We start from the raw sequence: 13,724 nt of genomic DNA on the forward strand, positions 1-13,724 counted from the left end.
AATCAAGAAAAGTAAACAAAAAAGCCCCCCAAAAAGGGAGGCATCTAAGATATGATTGAACTTAAGAAGAATGAATTTTCTCTTCTGTAAACTGCTCTTCTTCCGTAGATCCTTTCAATGCAACGGTTGAAGAGGTCCCGCCAGAAATAAGTTGAGCAACTTCATCAAAATACCCCGTCCCTACTTCTCGCTGGTGGCGTGTTGCTGAATAGCCGTCTTTTTCACTTGCAAACTCTGCCTGCTGCAACTCAGAGTAGGCTTCCATGCCTCTGTCCTTGTAATGTCTGGATAATTCGAACATACTATGATTCAACGCATGGAAACCTGCTAATGTAACAAACTGGAATTTGTAGCCCATCTTGCTCAGCTCTTGCTGGAATTGAGCAATGGTTTCATCATTTAATTTCTTCTTCCAATTGAAAGATGGGGAGCAGTTGTATGCGAGTAGTTTACCCGGATACTGTTCATGGATAGCTTCTGCAAACTGTTTCGCCTCTTCTAAATTTGGTTCAGAGGTTTCGCACCAGACTAAGTCAGCATAAGGGGCATAGGAAAGTCCACGTGCAATTGCTTGATCCAGTCCTGCGCGCGTCTTGTAAAAGCCTTCAGCTGTTCGTTTACCAGTAAGGAATGGGGCATCAGCAGGATCGATATCACTCGTAATTAAGTCTGCAGCGTTTGCATCTGTACGGGCGATAATGACCGTCGGAACGCCCATTACATCCGCTGCAAGTCGTGCAGAAATCAAATTTCTGACGGCAGTCTGAGTAGGTAGTAACACTTTTCCACCTAAGTGTCCGCATTTCTTCTCAGAAGAGAGCTGATCTTCAAAGTGAACAGCTGAGGCACCGGACTCTATCATACCTTTCATCAGCTCAAACACATTTAATTGACCTCCAAATCCAGCTTCTGCATCTGCAACAATGGGAGCAAACCAATCGATGTCGTTCTTGCCCTCCATATGATGGATTTGATCGGCACGTTGGAGAGCTTGGTTGATTCGCTTTACAACTTGAGGCACACTGTTTGCAGGATAGAGGCTTTGGTCAGGATACATGTGACCAGAAAGGTTCGCATCAGCGGCTACTTGCCAGCCACTAAGGTAGATCGCTTTCAGTCCAGCTTTCACTTGCTGCATCGCCTGGTTTCCTGTCAGTGCCCCAAGTGCGTGAACGTAGTTTTCTTCATGCAAAAGACGCCAAAGTTTTTTTGCCCCTTTGTCAGCGAGCGTATAATCAATATCCATAGATCCTCTTAGTTTAATAACATCCTCTGCATCATATGGGCGTGTAACAGATCCCCAACGATTTTCATCCTTCCATGACTGGCGCAACTTTTCAGTACGTTCATTTGTCATTTTCGTTTCCCCCTTTAAGATAAATGCTCATACGCATCGATTGTTAAAAACTCAGCAAAATTATCATCACCAATCAATTTTTCAAATAAGGCTTCTGCCTGTTTATAAGGTCCACTCTCAAAAGCTTGAACCCCAACTTCCTGTTGAATGGCTTCCATTTCTTCCTGCTTCCATTGCTCAAACATTTCAAACGTGACTTTCCTGCCATCATTCAAGATTCCCTTAGGATGACGAATCCATTGCCAAAGCTGGGCACGTGAAATTTCTGCTGTTGCTGCGTCTTCCATCAGGTTGTGAATAGGAGCTGCGCCTCTACCTTCAAGCCACGATGCCGTGTATTGAATGCCAACATTGATGTTCGTTCGTACACCAGCTTCCGTTATGGATCCTTTGGGTACTTCAAGCAATTGGTCTTCTGTGATGTGGAGATTGGTAATTAACCGATTGATCTGGTTAGGTGTCCGCATGTTCTCGTTAAATACCTCGAGAGCTGTTTCAACCATCGCAGGGTGTGCGACCCATGTGCCATCGTGGCCGTCAGACACTTCCCGGAGTTTATCCGATTTTACTTTTTCAAAGGCATCTTTGTTTCTTTGTTCGTCATTCTTAACAGGAATTTGCGCTGCCATACCGCCAATGGCCGGAGCACCTCTACGGTGACACGTCTGAATTGTCAGGAGAGAGTAGGCTCTCATAAAAGGGCTCGTCATCGTTACTTCCGAGCGATCGGGGAGAATAACAGCTGGGTCATTTCGGAATTTCTTCAGATAACTGAAGATGTAATCCCATCGCCCACAGTTCATACCAGCCGAGTGCTCCTTCAGTTCATAAAGTATTTCATCCATTTCAAATGCTGCCAGAATCGTTTCTACTAAGACTGTCGCTTTAATGGTTCCTCTCGGGATATTTAACGCGTCTTGTGAAAATAGGAATATATCATTCCAAAGCCTTGCCTCTAAATGGTTCTCTAATTTAGGCAGATAAAAGTACGGCCCAGATTCTTTCTCTAAAAGCGGTTTTACATTATGAAAGAAATAAAGTCCAAAATCTATTAAACTCGCAGAAGCTTTTTCTCCATTTAAGGTTAAATGTTTTTCTTCAAGATGCCACCCTCTTGGACGAACCATTAAGGTAGCCGTTTCCTCGTTTAATGCGTAGGTTTTTCCTTTCTCATTTTGAAAGTTGATCGTTCTTCTTATGGCATCTCTTAAGTTAATTTGTCCTTGGATGGTATTGCTCCAAGTTGGAGAATTGGCATCTTCAAAATCAGCCATGAACACTTTAGCACCGGAGTTCAATCCGTTGATGACCATTTTCCGGTCCACAGGTCCTGTAATTTCCACTCGACGATCCTGTAAGTCATGTGGAAGGGGGTGGATACGCCACTCAGATTCTCGAATGTGGGCTGTTTCTTTTGGAAAGGAAGGTTTCAATCCTTGGTTCAAATGTTTTTGGATCTTTGCACGTTGGGATAATAGTTCTAATCTTCTGGGGTTAAACCGTTGATGAAGTTGCTCAAGGAAATCTAAAGCTTCGGGAGTTAATATTTCTGCAAATGAAGAAGAGTTTTCTCCATCTACCAACCAGTTACTCGTCTTCGTTCCCACATAACCGCCACCTTTGTTATTAATAAAGAATTTACCGGAACTGATATAGAACAGAAACCTCTATCTTTACTCATCTTTCTTAGATAGACAACGGTTACATTCCATCATGTACGTATAGGCCTGTGCTTTTACTTCTGAACCGCATTGAGGACAGGAAACCGTACGCGTCTGTTTTGAGTTGTTCACTATTCATCCCCTCCTTTTATATAACAGATTGCAACAACTGTTTACTGTTATGGTACAGTTATAGTTTACGTTGGAGGAGTTGGAAATGCAACTAATTTCTAGAAAATTTTTAATATTAGGCTTGTGAACAGATATAAAAGGGGGTATCGTGTCAATAATTGAAGTTGTTGGAGACGAAGGAACAGGTTTACTTAAGAATCTCTCCATCCATTCTGTATAACATAGAGACGGTTCGGAGCTACTGAAAAACTCTTGAGTGATTACTTAAATGAATTTAACATCGATAGAAAGAAGCTTTATTTTATCTACCCAATAGGGCTTGATCAAAGTATCAAGCAGCGGATGGATGAGGTTGGAAAAGAAAACGGGTTCCACAATATACGATGGATCCAAGCGGGTGGTATGATTTCGACTCATTCTGGAGCAGGGGGCTTCGGGGTAGCAGCATTAGAGCAATAGTACGGTGGAGACTATATGCCAAAAGCTATCCTCTTTTATTGTTAACATTTTGCTAACGGAATCCAGTAAAAACCGGTAAAATCCCGTTAAAGATTTTACAGAAAGAATGCAGTAAAACCTGGATTTAGTCGACATGATGTAAGGTCTTGATTACCTTTTCCTCCTATATGGATTAAACTATCAAATTAAATAGACTACTTTCTATATAGAAAGTAGTCTATTTCTTTGCTCTCAAGTTTACTTTTCATTGTCACGTTGCTTTTGAGAATAGTTCTTTCTCCAGTTTATAGGGTTTAAAGATTTTCTAAATTTATTTGCAACTTCTTTTCCTACCATCAAGGCGCCAATCCAAAAGATAACTTCTCCAATAATAAGACTACTTGTGATACTAATAACCTTTACTTCATTAGTAAGTGGTAACAAAGGGATTGCAATGGGTGAGAGCACCCATATGAGAATAGAAGAAACAATAAGAACGATGCCTACCTTGTAGATCCATGGCTTTTGTAACATTGACTTTTTTTGTATGATTACACCACCAATTACCAACATAATTGTTTAAAAGAAGCTAGCCTCCACAATAATGGGAGACTAACTTCTTTATTCCTTAGTTCAATGCTTCTATTTTACCCATTCATTAATCAATTTTTGGTTTTCTTCAACCCATTTCTTAGCTCCGTTAATAGGCTCTTCGCTATTTTCTACATAGCTAATAAGCTCACCAATTTGTTTGTCATTCATCTTCCAATTTTTAAACCATTGACTCACTTTTGGAAAATCCTCTGAAAATTTTTGTCTTGTTGCGTGGTGAATTTTTTCTACACCACCGAATGTTTTTTGTGGATCTTCCAGGAACTTCAAGTCATATTTGGAGAATACCCAGTGCGGGCTCCAAAGTGGTGCTACGATTGGTTCTTTCTTTTCTACTGCTTTACCAATTTCAGCTAACATTGCAGGTTCAGAGCTTGAGAGTAATTCATAATCAAGATTATAGTCTTTAATTAATTGTTGCGTTACTTCCATCGTACCTGCGCCAGGGTCAAATCCAATAATTTCGCCTTCGAACTTTTCTTTATGTTCATTCAAGTCTTTTATGCTATTTACTTCTTCCATATAAGATGGAACAACAAGTCCTACTTTTGCTTTATCATACCAAGTAGCTTCTGAGAAATTAACTGTATCTTTATATTCTTTCAAATAGTTAGCATCCTGAACCGGTAACCAGACTTCTAAGCTAGCATCTAATTCGCCATTTTCTAACGCTTTCATAGTTGTACCCATGTTCAAATTGTTTAACTCGACGTCATAACCTTTATCTTCTAAAATGACTTTCCACATATTTGTTACTGCAATATTTTCGGCCCAATTAATTTGACCAATTGTTAGTTTTGGATCCTTTTCCTCTGATTCCCCACTAGTGCTTCCGCATGCAGTGAGTACAGCAACCATTAGGGTCGCCAAAATAAAACTAAGTCCTTTTTTCCCCATGTTCATTTTATAAACTCTCCTTTTTTATATTTATTCCAATACATCATCAATATTAAATGTATTAAGAATTTATTTAACGTTAGTGCGAAATGGAGCCACCTCTTTTTGTGTAAGAGTGTGACATTGTTATGACTAGGTAGTCTACAGTTTCTCTGCCATAGACTACCTAATAAGAACTTTTAACTTAATCTTGTTGATCTGTCGGTAAAAATTCAAATATCTTACCGTTTCTTATACTTTCAGCTAAGTCATTTAACCAGTGATAGTAAGTTTTAGATTCTTCTAATTGGTCATAATATTTCTTTGCTGTTGCAACAATCTCTGGTGTACTTGTGGAATCTTTTATGACATCTATGAAATCTTCTTGTGCTTCCTCAATAGCGTCCAAATTCATGTTCGCTTCGCGTTCCCACATCTGACAATAAAACCCCATGAATGAACGGAAGAAATCTTTCTCAGCTACATAAGTATGCTTTCTAAAACCGGGGGTGAATGTTTTTTTCACCATTTTTATCTCTTGGAGCCTGCGGACACTGGTACTCATACTCGGTTTACTCATTCCGAGTTCCTCACGCATTTCATCGAGTGTCATTTGATCTTTAAAGTACATTGTCGCATATAAATTTGCAGCAGCTGGAGTTACTCCATATAAATCCATAGTTTCAGCAATGGAGCCAATGACTTTATTTTTGGCTTCTTCTATTTTGGATCGGGATTGCTCAATAGATTCACTCATATTGTCGCTCCTTTTATAAAGAGAAATAAACTTTGTTAAATATTTATCAAATTTTCTTTACCTACCTCATGGTAACGTCTTCAGTGAAAATGTCAAATATAAGATTGTAAATTCATACATTAAAATTGGCTAATTTCCTACTATTATAGACATTTATGTTTAAAAATTCATTTTTTACTCTATATCTGAATAAATTTTGACAGCTTTAAAAAGACGTGTTAGCGTTAAGAATGTTAAATAAATACTTAATAAAATTAATTCGATTCAAAAATGGAGTTGATTGACTTGGATCTTAAATTACAACAATACGTGAATGGTAAATGGGTAGACGCAAATTCAGGGAATACGCGCGATATTATTAATCCCTTTAACCAAGAAGTTATAGCTACTGTTCCAGAAGGTGATGAATCAGATGCAAAAGCAGCAATCGCTGCAGCAAGAGAAGCATTTGATCATGGAGACTGGGCTTTTACCCCGGCAACTGAGCGAGGGACTATCGTAAGAAAAATTGCTGAATTAATAGAAAGAGACAAAGAAGAACTTGCTTATTTAGAATCATTAGACACTGGCAAGACAGTAGAAGAGAGCCGTGGAGATATGGATGATATCGCTGGAGTATTCCGTTATTATGGAGAACTTGCAGATAAAGATGGTGGCGAGATCATTGATTCTCCAGTGCCAAACTCTAGCAGTAAAGTGGTTCGCGAACCAGTTGGTGTTTGTGGTCAAATTACACCTTGGAACTATCCTTTACTTCAAGCGTCTTGGAAACTAGCTCCAGCGCTTGCCACTGGAAATACGTTAATCATGAAGCCAAGTGAAATAACACCACTTACGACTATAAAAGTATTTGAACTGATCGAAGAAGCGGGAGTACCTGCTGGTGTTGCTAACCTTGTTCTGGGTGCAGGTCATACAGTTGGTTCGGTTCTATCTAGTCATGACGATGTAGACCTAATTTCATTTACAGGCGGAATTGTTACAGGGAAGAAAATCATGGAATCTGCAAGCACGAACGTGAAGAATCTGGCCCTTGAGCTAGGCGGGAAGAACCCGAATATCATTTTTGCTGATGCAGACTTTGATATCGCTGTCGATCAAGCGTTAAATGGAGTATTTTTCCACGCAGGACAAATTTGTTCTGCTGGTACAAGACTGATTGTAGAAGAAAGCATTCATGATGAGTTCGTTAATGCGCTAGTGGAACGAGTGAAAAAATTCAAGCTGGGAAGCGGGTTTGACGAAGATACTCAAATGGGTCCTCTTATTTCAGCTGAACACCTAGCGAAAGTTGAAAAGTATGTAGAAACAGGAATTAAAGAAGGTGCTACATTAGCTGTTGGCGGCAGCCGCCCAGAAGATCCTGAATTACAAAATGGATTTTTCTACTTGCCTACGATTTTCACAGACTGCACAACAGACATGGACATTGTTCAAGAAGAAGCTTTTGGTCCGATTATTACGGTTGAGAAATTCCGTGCCGAAGAAGAGGCAGTTAAGCTTGCTAATGACTCGATCTATGGACTTTCTGGCGGTGTTTGGACAAACGATAGTGCAAAAGCTGAACGCTGTGCAGGGAAAATGCGCATGGGGACGGTTTGGATCAATGAATTCAACCTTTATTTCCCTCACGCCCCATGGGGAGGATTTAAACAGTCTGGTATTGGACGCGAACTAGGTAAGCTAGGTATGGAAGAATATACGCAAACCAAGCATATATTCCAAAATTTCAAACCTGAACCTATGAACTGGTTCGGATAAATCTATTAATTTTTTGTTTCTTAAGATCAAGCTTAATCTTAAGCTGCTGAATTGATGTAAGGAAACATTATATAACTAACACAACCTATTAACTAAATTTGATAAATGAAGAAGGGTTTTAGGACAATGCTTTTCCAATTGTTTGAATCCCTTCTTTTAAATGGCGACATTTAAGGAGGAACATAACATGAGTGAATCATATGACATTGTGATTGTTGGGGGCGGTAGTGCTGGTTCGGTACTTGCTAACCGTCTAAGTGAAGATGGGAAAAAAAGTGTTCTTGTTTTAGAGGCAGGACGAAGTGATTATTCATGGGATCTATTAATTCAAATGCCGGCAGCTCTACCATTTCCTGCGGGTAAAAGCCTTTACGATTGGAAATACGAATCTGACCCTGAGCCATATATGAATGGAAGACGTATCAAGCATGCCCGAGGAAAGGTACTCGGAGGCTCTAGTTCGATTAACGGAATGATCTATCAACGTGGAAACCCGATGGACTATGAACGCTGGGGAGCGGACAAAGGTATGGAAGCGTGGGATTTTGCGCACTGTCTTCCATATTTCAAACGCTTAGAGAATGCATTAGCATCACCAGATGATGAGCTTCGCGGTCACGATGGGCCTGTCAAATTGGAACGCGGGCCAGCCAAAAATCCGTTATTCCAATCTTTCTTTGACTCAGCTGTAGAGGCTGGTTACTCACGGACTCCTGATGTGAACGGTTTTCGTCAGGAAGGGTTTGGACCGTTTGATAAGCATGTCTACAAAGGTCAGCGTATGTCTGCTTCACGTGCTTATATTCATCCTGTTATGGACCGTGAGAACCTAACAGTAAGGACGCGTGCTTTCGTTAAGCATATCGACTTCGATGGGACTCGTGCCAAAGGATTAACTTATTATCGAAACGGGAAGACACATCAAGTTGAAGCAGGTGAAGTTATCCTTGCAGGCGGTGCGATTAATACGCCGCAGCTCCTTCAACTGTCAGGTGTAGGGAATGCTGAGCACCTTCTTTCACTTGGCATTAAACCAGTTGTCGACCTTCCAGGTGTAGGAGAAAACCTCCAGGATCACCTTGAAGTATATATCCAACACGCTTGTCCAGAGCCTGTTTCTGAACAGCCTAACTTAAGTAAAGCGCGTATGCCTTGGATTGGCTTGGAGTGGATGCTCAAACGTACAGGACCGGCATCGACCAACCATTTCGAAGGTGGCGGTTTCGTCCGTTCGAACGAGGATGTTGATTATCCGAACTTAATGTTCCACTTCCTTCCGGTAGCGGTACGTTACGATGGACAAAAAGCGCCTACAGACCACGGCTTCCAAGTACACATCGGACCAATGTACTCTGACGCTCGCGGATCCTTGAAAATTCGTTCTAAAGATCCGAAAGAGCACCCTAGCATGGTTTACAACTACCTTTCTACTGAGCAGGACAGACGCGAATGGGTGGAAGCGGTACGAATTACTCGTGAAATTATGTCCCAGCCTGCTATGAAAAAATATAATGCAGGGGAGATTTCACCTGGTCCTACCGTTCAAACAGACGAGGAAATCTTAGAGTGGGTAAAAGAAGATGCCGAGACTGCACTTCACCCTTCTTGTACAGCCAAGATGGGACCTGACTCGGACCCAATGGCTGTTGTAGATCCGGAAACCATGAAGGTCCATGGAACTGAAAATCTACGAGTGGTTGATGCATCTGCTATGCCTTATGTTACGAACGGGAATATTCATGCACCTGTATTGATGTTAGCGGAAAAGGCAGCGGATCTAATTCGTGGAGTTAAACCACTTGATCCAATTCATGCCGATTTCTATCGTCATGGTGTACATGCGCCTGATGCAGGCACAGTATCCAAATCAAAATAACACTTTTAAAATCAATTAAAAGAGCAATATAGCGCTTAGTATATGAGAGTCGATATCAAATTAGTAAAAAAAAAGCAGGGACCGTTTATCGGTGACCTGCTTCTTTTTTGATTGTGCCAACTATTAGAATTTGAAGAAGTTTGCATGTAATCTTATTTAAATTCTTCCTTTTACTTCAAGCTCTCTCCAAATAGTGAACCTATTAAACCAACCGTCATATTAGCGGTTTTATTTTTCTCATCTAAAATAGGATTAACTTCTATAAACTCTGCGGATGTGATGATGTTTGATTGAAACAGTATTTCCATAGCTAAATGGCTCTCACGATAGCTTAACCCACCCATAACCGGAGTGCCAACCCCTGGTGCTTCATTAGGATCTAATCCATCTAAATCTAAACTTAAATGTACCCCATCTGTCTTCTCCTTTAAGTAATCAATTGTCTCTTCCACGACTTGGGTCATACCCATACGATCGACCTCATGCATGGTATATACTTTTATCCCTTTTTCCCTGATGAGCACTCTTTCACCTTCATCTAAAGAGCGTGCTCCGATAATCACAATATTTTCAGGTTTGATTTTAGGGTAATAATCAAGAATACTTGTCAGCTTTTCGTGACCAATCCCAAGACTAACGGCTAAAGGCATTCCGTGAATATTTCCTGATGGTGAGCTTTCACCTGTATTTAAATCTGCATGCGCATCATACCAAATAACACCTAAATTATTATAGTGTTTTGAGATACCGGCTAATGTACCAATAGCAATGCTATGGTCACCACCTAGTACAAGTGGGAAACTATCCTTTTCAACCACTTCATCAACTGTAACAGCTAAATGATGACTACTCTCTGTAATTTCATTTAAGTTACGAAGGTTGTCCAGCTTATTGTCATTATTTTGACTAGGACGTGGAATACGAATATCCCCTAAGTCCTCAATTGTGTACTTCAAATGCTCTAAATGCTCAACGATACCTGCATAGCGAATAGCGCTAGGTCCCATATCAACCCCTCGGCGCAATTGTCCTAAATCCATGGGTACGCCAATAATCGAAAGGTGTTTGTTCATCATTTGTTACCTCCTCAGATAATTATTTGCTTTAAAAATCCCATCTCCGAATCTATTAGTTTTCAAGTTAGAAGAATAAATGTGCCATAAGAACAATAATGGGTAGTGTAATGAATGTTCGCTCTAGAAAAATGATGACGAGATCTTTGAAATTTACAGGGAGTTTCGAACCGAGTAGAAGACCACCTACTTCGGACATATAAATTAGTTGTGTAACTGATATACAGGCAATAACAAATCTTGTGATTGGACTCTCAATGCCACTTCCAAGAACCGCTGGTAGAAACATATCTGCAAATCCAACGACCATGGTCGGAGCTGCTTCTGCAGCTTCAGGAATCTGTAGCAAATGAAGAAGAGGGATAAACGGGGCGCCAATAAACTCAAATACTGGTGTATATTCAGCAATTATTAACGCTACCGTCCCAATCGCCATAACAATGGGAATGACTCCTAACCACATATCCAGAACGTTTTGAACTCCACCTTTTATAACCTCACTCCATTTTGTGCTTTTTGCCTTTCCAACCGCCTGTTGGAGTCCCCACTTGAATGAGGAGGTGTCCTCCGGGATATTTTCATCAAATTGATTGTCTGCGTGTTCATAATATTGATTTGATTTTTTGGATAATGGTGGGATCCTAGGGCAAATAAGAGCAGCAGCAAGCCCTGCAAGGACAATTGTTAGATAGTATTGAAAAAACATGTGTTGAAGATCAACTAATGTTAAAACAACAATCGTGAATGTAATAGACACAACAGAAAATGTAGTTCCTATAACAGCCGCTTCTCTTTTTGTATAAAAACCACCTTCATACTGTTTAGTGGTTAAAAGAACGCCAATTGTACCGTCCCCTAACCAGGAAGCTAAACAATCAATGGAGGATCGACCAGGTAATGTGAATATTGGCTTTACAAATTTCGTTAATAAAGCCCCACACATTTCGAGAAGGCCAAAATCCAACAGGAGCGGTAGAAGTAAACCAGCAAACAAGAACACCGTGACCAGTGCAGGGAGAAGGTCACTAAAAAGTAATCCTCCCGTTGCATCTGACCAGATGAATTTGGGTCCGCTTTCATAAAAGGTTAAAACAGCAAAACCTGCACCAACTATTCTTGCCCAAGACCACACCGTGGACACATCAAAAAGGCCTTTTAAAAAGGGGGTTTCAACGATCCACACAGGTTTCAGCACTTTCGTAATCATCGTCATTATAGCCGTTAGCATAATGGTCACCGTTATAAAAATCGGTAACACACCGGCGAATGTACTTTGAACCCAGTTCGATAGTAAAGCGACTGGAATGGTGATTTCTCCTTGATTACTTAACGGTATCATGAATAAGAGGATACCAACCAAGGAAGGGATCAGAAATTTCAGAAAATATAAGCTGTTATGGCTTCCTATTGATTCGTCATTATAGCTTGCTGAATGATAGTGTTCATTACTTTGGGAGGCATTGTTCATGTATTTACTCTCCTTACTAAGATCTTCTTATTTTTGTTGAAGTGTGAAGAGGGGAGTTAGGTAATGACTCCCCAGAAACACCGATAATTCAATCGCTTCCTGTAATCACAAAATCATCTCTAAGTGTGGTTAAGATCGTATTTTGTTCCACATTTTGTCCTTGAGAAATTTCCACTGAAGTAATATTACCGCTAACCCCAATAGAGACTTCCACTTCTTTATTTTCATTTGTTTCGATTACAAACAACTTTTCCCATTCATACACATAAGACGAAGGAGTAACAAAAACCTTTTTGACAAAACCATCACAAGGACTATAGACATGTTGAAATACTTCTTTCATGATTACTCTCCTCTTTTTAATTTTCACCACAATTCAAGACAAATTCTTATAACTGACATCCATTTAATCTTCTCTAATTTGATAGAACTCTAGTAATCTTTTCAATAGCCCATTCAAGATCTTCTTCCTTGATTACAAGTGGCGGCGCAAATCGGATAACATTTTCATGGGTCTCTTTACAAAGTAATCCTTCTTCTTTTAATTTTTCACAGTATGGGCGTGCTGGTTCATGTAATTCAACGCCGACGAATAACCCTTTCCCCCGTACTTCCTTAATAGCAGGGTTGTTAATTTCTTTTAACTTATCTTGAAAATGTTGGCCAAGTTGGAAGGAGCGATCGGCTAGTTTCTCCTCTTCAATTACTTCTATCGAGGCTAGTGCTACAGCACATGCAAGCGGATTTCCACCGAAAGTAGAACCGTGTGATCCTGGTGTAAATACATCTAAAATATCTTGGTTTGCAGCAACACAGGAAATTGGCATCACACCACCACCAAGTGCTTTTCCAAGAATATATATGTCAGGCTTTACATCTTCCCAGTCACAGGCAAACATTTTACCTGTGCGAGCTAGACCTGATTGGATTTCATCGGCAACAAATAAGACATTCTCACTTTTGCAGACTTCATATGCTTTTTTCAAGAACCCTTCTGGTGGTATGACAATTCCTGCTTCCCCTTGAATTGGTTCGAGTAAAAAGCCGGCTGTATTTGGTGTGATGGCCTCTTTTAATGCATTGATATCTCCATAAGGTACTAGCTTTATTCCTGGTAGGACTGGACCGTAATTGCGTTTGCCGTCCTCATCAGACGATAGGGAGACAGCTGCCATTGTTCTACCATGGAAGTTGCCTTCACATACAATGATCTCAGCTTTGTTTTCGGGTATCCCTTTTTTTTCATAACCCCAGCGGCGTACTGTTTTTATTGCTGTTTCTACTGCCTCGGCACCTGTATTCATAGGAAGAACCATGTCTTTTCCAGTCATCTCATATAACTTTTTGTAAAATGGCGCAAGCTGGTCATTATGGAATGCTCGTGAAGTTAAGGTAACACGGTTCGCCTGTGCTATTAAGGCTTCTATAATTTTAGGATGTCTATGACCTTGGTTTACAGCAGAATATGCACTTAACAAATCCATATAGGTGTTTCCTTCGGGATCTTTAACCCAGACACCCTCAGCTTCTGAAATAACGATGGGAAGGGGATGATAGTTATTTGCTCCATATTGTTTTGTTTGTTTTATAATTTCGTTTGATTTTCTTAAGGTGTTCATTCTATTCCTCCTTAAATTGTTTTCACTAGGTTTATATGCAAAATGCATGCCAACTTAAAAAACTTGTGTTTGTGCCTTTTTTTATTTCAAGGTA

Annotated in this window: 11 protein-coding genes and 1 pseudogene; 3 read left to right on the top strand and 9 right to left on the bottom strand. The window is 40.2% G+C overall.

Going from position 1 to position 13,724, the window contains the following annotated elements; all coding sequences use genetic code 11:
• Window positions 1–61: 61 nt before the first annotated feature.
• Window positions 62–1,357 carry an isocitrate lyase gene (gene aceA / locus GS400_RS02085; protein WP_160098574.1) on the bottom strand — a complete coding sequence of 432 codons (1,296 nt, stop codon included), beginning with the start codon at window positions 1,355–1,357 and terminating at the stop codon, window positions 62–64.
• Window positions 1,358–1,371: 14 nt separating this feature from the next.
• Entirely contained in the window at window positions 1,372–2,964 is a 1,593-nt protein-coding gene (gene aceB / locus GS400_RS02090) for a malate synthase A (protein WP_160098576.1), read from the bottom strand.
• 429 nt (window positions 2,965–3,393) lie between these two features.
• Between aceB and GS400_RS02095 the strand changes: the two are divergent.
• Window positions 3,394–3,609, top strand: a pseudogene (locus tag GS400_RS02095) (EDD domain protein); the annotation flags it as partial.
• Window positions 3,610–3,846: 237 nt separating this feature from the next.
• Here GS400_RS02095 and GS400_RS02100 read toward each other — a convergent pair.
• The 3 genes from GS400_RS02100 to GS400_RS02110 form a co-directional block, all read right to left on the bottom strand.
• Entirely contained in the window at window positions 3,847–4,161 is a 315-nt protein-coding gene (locus tag GS400_RS02100; RefSeq protein WP_160098578.1) for a transporter suffix domain-containing protein, read from the bottom strand.
• A 69-nt stretch (window positions 4,162–4,230) separates the two neighbouring features.
• Window positions 4,231–5,103, bottom strand: a complete 873-nt coding sequence (locus tag GS400_RS02105; RefSeq protein ID WP_160098580.1) for a glycine betaine ABC transporter substrate-binding protein — start codon at window positions 5,101–5,103, stop codon at window positions 4,231–4,233.
• A gap of 178 nt (window positions 5,104–5,281) precedes the next feature.
• On the bottom strand, window positions 5,282–5,833 hold the full coding sequence (locus GS400_RS02110; protein WP_160098582.1) for a choline uptake/conversion transcriptional regulator CudC: 552 nt from the start codon (window positions 5,831–5,833) through the stop codon (window positions 5,282–5,284).
• 285 nt (window positions 5,834–6,118) lie between these two features.
• Here GS400_RS02110 and betB point away from each other — a divergent pair, with 285 nt between their 5' ends.
• Both betB and betA read left to right on the top strand, forming a co-directional pair.
• Window positions 6,119–7,594: a betaine-aldehyde dehydrogenase gene (gene betB / locus GS400_RS02115; RefSeq protein WP_160098584.1), complete on the top strand. Its 1,476-nt coding sequence runs from the start codon at window positions 6,119–6,121 to the stop codon at window positions 7,592–7,594.
• 187 nt (window positions 7,595–7,781) lie between these two features.
• The gene (gene betA, locus GS400_RS02120; protein ID WP_160098586.1) at window positions 7,782–9,470 is read left to right on the top strand and encodes a choline dehydrogenase; all 1,689 of its coding nucleotides are present in this window, start codon (window positions 7,782–7,784) and stop codon (window positions 9,468–9,470) included.
• Between the two features lie 170 nt (window positions 9,471–9,640).
• Here betA and rocF read toward each other — a convergent pair whose 3' ends face one another.
• The 4 genes from rocF to GS400_RS02140 form a co-directional block, all read right to left on the bottom strand.
• On the bottom strand, window positions 9,641–10,543 hold the full coding sequence (gene rocF / locus GS400_RS02125) for an arginase (protein WP_160104492.1): 903 nt from the start codon (window positions 10,541–10,543) through the stop codon (window positions 9,641–9,643).
• 67 nt (window positions 10,544–10,610) lie between these two features.
• Window positions 10,611–12,011, bottom strand: coding sequence for a YjiH family protein (locus tag GS400_RS02130; protein ID WP_160098588.1), 1,401 nt, complete (start codon window positions 12,009–12,011; stop codon window positions 10,611–10,613).
• A gap of 88 nt (window positions 12,012–12,099) precedes the next feature.
• Window positions 12,100–12,354, bottom strand: a complete 255-nt coding sequence (locus GS400_RS02135) for a biotin/lipoyl-containing protein (RefSeq protein WP_160098590.1) — start codon at window positions 12,352–12,354, stop codon at window positions 12,100–12,102.
• A 73-nt stretch (window positions 12,355–12,427) separates the two neighbouring features.
• Window positions 12,428–13,630 carry an ornithine--oxo-acid transaminase gene (locus GS400_RS02140; protein WP_160098592.1) on the bottom strand — a complete coding sequence of 401 codons (1,203 nt, stop codon included), beginning with the start codon at window positions 13,628–13,630 and terminating at the stop codon, window positions 12,428–12,430.
• Window positions 13,631–13,724 lie beyond the last annotated feature (94 nt).

It is taken from the genome of Pontibacillus sp. HMF3514, from assembly GCF_009858175.1.
Taxonomy (GTDB): Bacteria; Bacillota; Bacilli; order Bacillales; family BH030062; genus Pontibacillus.

Excerpts from the sequence above, each read along its gene's own strand:
- GS400_RS02140 (WP_160098592.1), bottom strand. The coding sequence starts at position 13,630 with ATGAACACCTTAAGAAAATCAAACGAAATTATAAAACAAACAAAACAA.
- GS400_RS02110 (WP_160098582.1), bottom strand. The coding sequence starts at position 5,833 with ATGAGTGAATCTATTGAGCAATCCCGATCCAAAATAGAAGAAGCCAAA.
- betA (WP_160098586.1), top strand. The coding sequence starts at position 7,782 with ATGAGTGAATCATATGACATTGTGATTGTTGGGGGCGGTAGTGCTGGT.
- GS400_RS02135 (WP_160098590.1), bottom strand. The coding sequence starts at position 12,354 with ATGAAAGAAGTATTTCAACATGTCTATAGTCCTTGTGATGGTTTTGTC.
- GS400_RS02105 (WP_160098580.1), bottom strand. The coding sequence starts at position 5,103 with ATGAACATGGGGAAAAAAGGACTTAGTTTTATTTTGGCGACCCTAATG.
- GS400_RS02100 (WP_160098578.1), bottom strand. The coding sequence starts at position 4,161 with ATGTTGGTAATTGGTGGTGTAATCATACAAAAAAAGTCAATGTTACAA.
- GS400_RS02130 (WP_160098588.1), bottom strand. The coding sequence starts at position 12,011 with ATGAACAATGCCTCCCAAAGTAATGAACACTATCATTCAGCAAGCTAT.
- aceA (WP_160098574.1), bottom strand. The coding sequence starts at position 1,357 with ATGACAAATGAACGTACTGAAAAGTTGCGCCAGTCATGGAAGGATGAA.
- rocF (WP_160104492.1), bottom strand. The coding sequence starts at position 10,543 with ATGAACAAACACCTTTCGATTATTGGCGTACCCATGGATTTAGGACAA.